This window comes from Pararhodobacter sp. (assembly GCF_036802785.1).
Taxonomy (GTDB): Bacteria; Pseudomonadota; Alphaproteobacteria; order Rhodobacterales; family Rhodobacteraceae; genus Pararhodobacter.
Map to the genome: position 1 here is coordinate 21,763 of NZ_DAIRVN010000064.1, position 6,233 is coordinate 27,995.

Annotated in this window: 4 protein-coding genes; all 4 read right to left on the bottom strand. The window is 65.4% G+C overall.

The genetic code is table 11. The features are described 5' to 3' along the window. Positions 1 to 28 precede the first annotated feature (28 nt). The gene (locus tag V7Q53_RS17900) at positions 29 to 691 is read right to left on the bottom strand and encodes a cell wall hydrolase (RefSeq protein ID WP_333830101.1); all 663 of its coding nucleotides are present in this window, start codon (positions 689 to 691) and stop codon (positions 29 to 31) included. Between the two features lie 317 nt (positions 692 to 1,008). Next, positions 1,009 to 3,582, bottom strand: coding sequence for a pyruvate, phosphate dikinase (gene ppdK / locus V7Q53_RS17905; RefSeq protein ID WP_333830102.1), 2,574 nt, complete (start codon positions 3,580 to 3,582; stop codon positions 1,009 to 1,011). Positions 3,583 to 3,717: 135 nt separating this feature from the next. Beyond that, entirely contained in the window at positions 3,718 to 5,982 is a 2,265-nt protein-coding gene (glyS, locus tag V7Q53_RS17910) for a glycine--tRNA ligase subunit beta (RefSeq protein WP_333830103.1), read from the bottom strand. A 4-nt stretch (positions 5,983 to 5,986) separates the two neighbouring features. Beyond that, on the bottom strand, positions 5,987 to 6,233 hold a 247-nt coding region (locus V7Q53_RS17915; RefSeq protein WP_333830104.1), incomplete at its 5' end, for a DUF6446 family protein.

The following is a 6,233-nucleotide window of genomic DNA, read 5'->3' on the forward strand; positions in this document are numbered from 1 at the left end:
AGGGCGCGTATGCGCCCTTCCCCCGCCCTCAGTTGCTCGAAAGCCGGACTGGTTCGCGGTAAAACAGATGGGTGCCGATCTGCGCAGTCTGCGCAAAACGGCGCGACCAGACGGGGCGCACCGTATGGGTGTGGAAATGCGTGGCGCCGTCGGTCAGATCACGCGGCGCACCGCTGAGCATGACCTGCGCGATCCGCGCCGCAACGCTGCGCGCGCCGGGCTCGGTCATCGCCCGCGAGCGGCCGTTGCAGGCATAGCTGAACTGGCAGCTGTTGCGCAGATGCGCATTCTGGTGCACCACCCCGCAGACACTGCCCGGATAGCTGCCCAGATCGACCCGGTTCAGGATCACCTCTGCGACGGCGAACTGGCCGGTGATCGTTTCCCCCCGTGCCTCGTGATAGATGGCTTCCTGCAGGCAAGCGAACTGGTCGTCGCCGGCCAGGGTCACGTTCTGCCGCATCAGCCACTCGCGTTCATAGCGCCGCGCGGCGAGGGCTTCCTGCGCCTCGCTGGCGCGACTGATCAGGGCTGCCGGCACCTGCCGGATCGCCTCACGTTCCGCATTCAGCGCGGCCAACAGCCCCTGTTGCACCCGCGCCTCGGCCAGGGCGGGCTGTGCCGCAAGCGTTGCCAGAAGGCAAAATGCCGAAGCGGCCCCGAAGGGCCTGATCCGTTTCCAAAGTCCCATACCGTCCATCCTCTGTGTCAGCCAAAGGCAGCGTCAAGCTTTGCCAGCGGCGGTCCGGTGCGGCCACTTGAGGGGTGGCCTTGTTATGGCAGTGTGTTGGTCATCCGTCTGCCGTTCGCCCGTCAGTTCCCCCCTTCCGGGCGGCAGACAGCGCCAGAGCCATACGCCAAAACCGGCCTAGCGTCCAGTTTGCGGCCCCTCGCCTGACGGAAGCGGCGGCAAAGGGCCGCCGGAAAGCGGCTGCCGCGCCATGCCGGAAAAGCGCGCCGGTTGCCAGCGCGCTTCTTAACATTTTGTTAACAAGTTACTTTTCTGCCTCAGCGCAGGTCAGGCATCGTATTCTGCGCATCGCGGGCGCTGATCGTCAGTTGTGCCGCCGCCAGCCGCGCCACCGGCACCCGGAAGGGTGAGCAGGAGACATAATCAAAGCCCGCCGCGCGGCAGAAGGCGATTGATTCGGGGCTGCCGCCGTGCTCGCCACAAATGGACAGCGTCAAGTCTTTCCGGCTGCGCCGCCCCCGTTCAGCGGCGATCAGTAGCAACTCGCCCACTCCTTCGGCGTCAAGCACATGAAACGGGTCTTCGGGGAATACGCCGTGCTGCACATAATAGGACATGAACCGCCCCGCATCGTCGCGCGACAGGCCATAGGTCATCTGCGTCAGGTCATTGGTGCCGAAGGAAAGAAAGGTCACATGCTGGGCGATTTCCGCCGCGCGCAGCGCCGCGCGCGGGGTTTCGACCATCACGCCCAGCCGGTAATCCAGCGCCGCGCCCTTCTCGATGCGCACCGCCGCCGCCACGGCATCAATACGCGCCTTCACCAGTTCGACCTCGCGCATGGCCGATACCAGCGGGATCATGATTTCCGGCACCACCGGCGCCCCCCGGCGGGCCGATTCAATGGCGGCCTCAAAGATGGCGCGGGCCTGCATGTCGTAAATCTCGGGCATGGTGATACCCAGCCGGACCCCGCGCATGCCCAGCATCGGGTTGAATTCGGCCAGTTCCTCGGCCCGGCGGGTAACCTCGGACAGGGGCTTGTCCAGCGCATCGGCAAGCTGGCGCAGGCCTTCGCGGGTATGGGGCAGAAATTCGTGCAGCGGCGGGTCGAACAGGCGGATACAGACAGGAAGCCCCTGCATGATCTCGAACAATTCAATGAAATCAGAGCGCTGCATGGGCAACAGCCGCTCCAGCGCGGCGGCGCGGTCTTTGGAGGTATCGGCGAAGATCATCTCGCGCATCACCGTCAGGCGGTCATCCTCAAAGAACATATGCTCGGTGCGGCACAGGCCGATCCCCTCGGCCAGAAAGCCGCGCGCGATACGGGCATCGGCGGGGGTGTCGGCATTGGCGCGCACCCCGATGTCGCGCAGCTCATCAGCCCAGTCCAGCAGCGTGCTGAACGGCGCATCCAGCGCCGGTTCCAGCAGATCGACAGCGCCCATCAGCACCTCACCGGTGGTGCCGTCGATGGTGATCAGATCCCCCTCGCGCAGCACATGGCGCCCGGTGTGCAGCTCACGCGCGCGGGCATCAATCCGCAGGCCCGAGGCACTGACGATGCAGGGCAGGCCCAGCCCGCGACCGATCACCGCCGCATGGCTGGTCATGCCGCCCCGCTCGGTCACCACGCCCGAGGCTGCGTGCATGCCGCGGATATCCTCCGGCGCGGTTTCACGGCGCACCAGAATGCAGGGCTCACCCCGCGCGGCGCTGGCCTGCGCGGCGCTGGAACTGAAGACAATCTGCCCCACCGCCGCACCGGGGCTGGCCGCCAGACCGCGCGCCAGCACATCACGCTTGCCGCGCGGGTCAACCTGACGGTGCAGCAATTCCCCCAGACCGCGCGGGGTGATGCGCATCAGCGCTTCCTTGCGGGTGATGATCCCGTCTTCGGCCATGGTCACCGCAACCCGCACCGCCGCCCGGCTGGAGCGCTGGACCTTCAGCGCGTCAAGCACCCACAGATGGCCGTTTTCCAGCGTGAATTCGATCTGCATCTCTTCGCGCAACTTCTCGCGGCAGATCGCGCCGTGGCGCAGAAGCTGGGTGAAGGCATCCGGATGCTGCTCTTCCAGCGAGGGGCCGCGACGGTCGCGACGCAGGTACATCGCCTGCGGATTATCCGAGACCGCATCGCGCCCCTGCCCGTGCACCGCATAGCGCCCGGTGATCTGCGACACGCCGGTCACAGGGTCGATGAACTGGATCACCCCCGCCCCACTCGCCCCGGTACCAAACCCGCCCGCCATGGCCTGCACCACAAGGCCCAGCCCGGCCTCGGCCGGGGCGCCCTTGGCCTGACGCAGCAGGCGCGCCGATGTCCCCTCCCAGGCGCGGGCCATCGAGCGCAGAACTTCGGCCAGCTGGTGCTTGGGGTCTTGCGGAAAGGGTTCCTCCAGCTCGGCCTCATAGCCGCGCAGGGCGGCGTGAAGGGCGGCAAGGCTGGGCTCGCGGGCCTCGAACAGGTCAGGGTCCAGCCGGGCGACGTGCTGGGCATAGGTCTGCACGAACCGCAGATAGAGGGCGGTGGCGACAGGCTCCCCCAGCCGCTCGGATATCGCGGCGTGGCGCTCGTCGTTCATGCCGATGTTGAGCAGCGCACCCGGCCCGCCCCAATCAGGGTTTTCCGAGCTGGGGCGCACGGACAGAAGCTGGCCCGCGTCGAATTTCGACATCAGCCCGTTCATGTTGAGCACCTGACCGGCAGCGATGGCGCGCACAGCATCAAACGACAGCGCGATGGTGCGCGGCACCGGCAGATCCAGCCGCACCAGTCGCTGAAGGCATTTCGCCCGCCAGCCATGCGTGCGCAGCGCAATCGGCGCGGAACCGGTGATTTCGGTATAATCCACAAGGGTGAGATTGGTGGATTTCATGGGCATGGCGCACTCCGGGCTGGGGCGCAGGATAGGCTTTATGGGTCAGTGTGCAAGCGCAGAAATCGCCGGAAGGGGGGCGTTGCCCCCCTCGGCCCTGCGGGCCTCACCCCCCAGGATATTTTCAAACAGATGAAGGGTTCAGCCTTCGAGTTTTGTCAGATCGGCCACGCCAAGGCAGATGGTGCGGATCCGGTGGAGCAGATTGAGACGGTTGCGGCGCAGTATATCGCTGTCGGTATTGATCTGCACCTCGGTGAAGAAGGCGTCGATGGGCGCGCGCAGGGCGGCCATGGCGCGCATGGCTTTGGCGAAATCCTCTGTCTCCATGGCCGGGGTGATGGTCGCATCGGCGGTATCGAGGGCGGTGAAGAGGGCGCGTTCGGTGTCAGTCTCGGCGAATTTGGGGTCGGCGCCGAAGGAGTATTCGACCCCGTCTTTCGTTTCGGCCTGCGTCAGGATGTTGTTGGCGCGTTTGAAGCCCTGGATGAGGTTTTCGCCGTCATCGGTCTTGAGGAATGCCGCCAGCGCCTCGGCCCGTTTGACGAGGAGGGTAAGGTCGTCGCTGTTCGGCATCGCGAGGCAGGCGTCGATGATGTCGTGACGGATGCCCTGATCGCGGAGGTGGGTTTTGAGGCGGTCGTGGAGAAAGGAGATGAGGTCGGCGGTGAGCTCTGGGACGCGCTCTTGGCGATACAGGTTCATCAAACCGCTATCCATAGCATCATCGAAGAACTCAGCGAACTTCTCCGGCGTCCCGCGATAGCGCTCTAAAGGCGCGGCGTATTTTTCCAGGAATGCCTCAGAGAAATATTCCTTCGCTGCCCTGACGGCGATCAAGAAGCTTGCTTGGTTGTTTCGAAGCCTTGACCACTCCGCCTCAACGAAACCTTTTTCAATTAAGCTGGAAAGATTAAACTTGAGCTCGCTCCCCAGCACCAACCGAATAACCCCCAACGCCGCCCGGCGCAGCGCATACGGGTCTTTCGAGCCCGTCGGCTTTTCGTCAATCGCCCAGAACCCGGCCAGCGTGTCGATCTTGTCGGCCAGTGCCACCGCCACGGAAACCGGGTCGGTGGGCACGTCATCCGAGGGGCCGAGCGGCTGGTAATGGGCCTTGCAGGCCTGCGCCACTTCCTCCGGCAGGCCAGCCGCGCGGGCGTAATAGACGCCCATTGTGCCCTGAAGTTCGGGGAATTCGCAGACCATGGCCGATTGCAGATCGGCCTTCGCCACCCGGGCGGCCTCGGCGGCCAGATCGGGGGAGGCGCCGACGAGGGGCGCAATCTCACGCGCCAGCGCCTCGATCCGCTCAATCCGGTCTTTCTGCGAGCCCAGCTTGTTGTGGAAGGTGACATTGGCCAGCCCTTCGGCCATCCCCTCCAGCCCGCGCTGCGCGATCGCGCGCAGGTCGTTGTCCCAGAAGAACCGCGCGTCTGAGAGGCGCGCCGCCAGAACCTTCTGGTTTCCGGCCAGAATGGTGGCCCCCTGATCGCGGGTTTCGCGGTTGGCGACGGTCACGAAGCGGGTGATCTGCCCGGTCTTCGGATCGCGCAGCGAGAAGAATTTCTGGTGCTCTTTCATCGAGGTCTGCAGTACCTCGGGCGGCAGGCCCAGAAAGTCGGCGCCGATTTCGCCGACCAGCACCACCGGCCATTCGACCAGCCCGGCGACCTCGGCCAGCAGGCCCTTGTCCTCCACCAGTTCCAGCCCGAGGGCGAAAGCCTGCGCCCGGGCCTCATGTTCGATCATGTCCGCGCGCGCGGCGGGGTCGAGGATGACAAAGGCTTTCTTAAGCTTTGCCGCGTAATCCTCGAAACTGGTCACCGCAAAGGCATCCGGGGCCATGAAACGGTGGCCGCGCGTGGTGTTTCCGGCCGTGATGCCATCCACCTCAAGCGGCACCACCTCGGCGCCCGCGTCAGAAGAAAGGATACACAGGACCGAATGCAGCGGACGGACCCAGCGCAAGGTACCAGCCCCCCAACGCATGGATCTGGGCCATGGGAAATTGCGGATCGTGCGTTCCAGCACCTCGGCAAGGATATCGGAAGCGGGGCGGCCCGGGCGCTCGATCAGGGCGACATAAAAAGCGCCCTTCTTGTCCTCGCGGGTTTCAAGCGCTTCCATCGTCAACCCGGTGGCGCGCAGGAAACCGTCAATCGCCGGCTGCGGCGCGCCGACCTTCGGCCCCTTGCGTTCCTCGCGCAGGGTGGGGCTTTGGGCGCTCAGCCCCTCGATGGCCAGCGCCAGCCGCCGGGGCGTGGCAAAGGCACCGGCATGGGCATAGTGCAGACCGGCCTCCACCAGCCCGTCGGTGACAAGGCGCCTGAGGTCATCGGCGGCGCGGGCCTGCATCCGGGCGGGGATTTCTTCGGAGAAGAGTTCAATCAGGACATCGGACATGAGATCAGCTTTCTGGTGCGGGCGGGCAGCCCTGCGGCAGGGTGCGGCCATCGAAATGGGCATCTCCGCAGGCGTTCATCTGGTGCCACAGGAAGGCGCGGCCATCGGGGTAAAGGGCCATCACGCGGTCAAAGCCGTAGCGGAAATTTCCCTCGATGAGAAAGGCCTGCGCCTGCCCGGCGGCAAGGTCGGTTTCCAGTTGTCCGGCATCAAAACAGCCGAACCAGCGCGGCGCGTTGAGGGGCTGGGGG

Bases quoted from the DNA above. Each gene is read 5' to 3' on its own strand.
- V7Q53_RS17900 (WP_333830101.1), bottom strand. From the start codon at position 691: ATGGGACTTTGGAAACGGATCAGGCCCTTCGGGGCCGCTTCGGCATTT.
- glyS (WP_333830103.1), bottom strand. From the start codon at position 5,982: ATGTCCGATGTCCTGATTGAACTCTTCTCCGAAGAAATCCCCGCCCGG.
- ppdK (WP_333830102.1), bottom strand. From the start codon at position 3,582: ATGCCCATGAAATCCACCAATCTCACCCTTGTGGATTATACCGAAATC.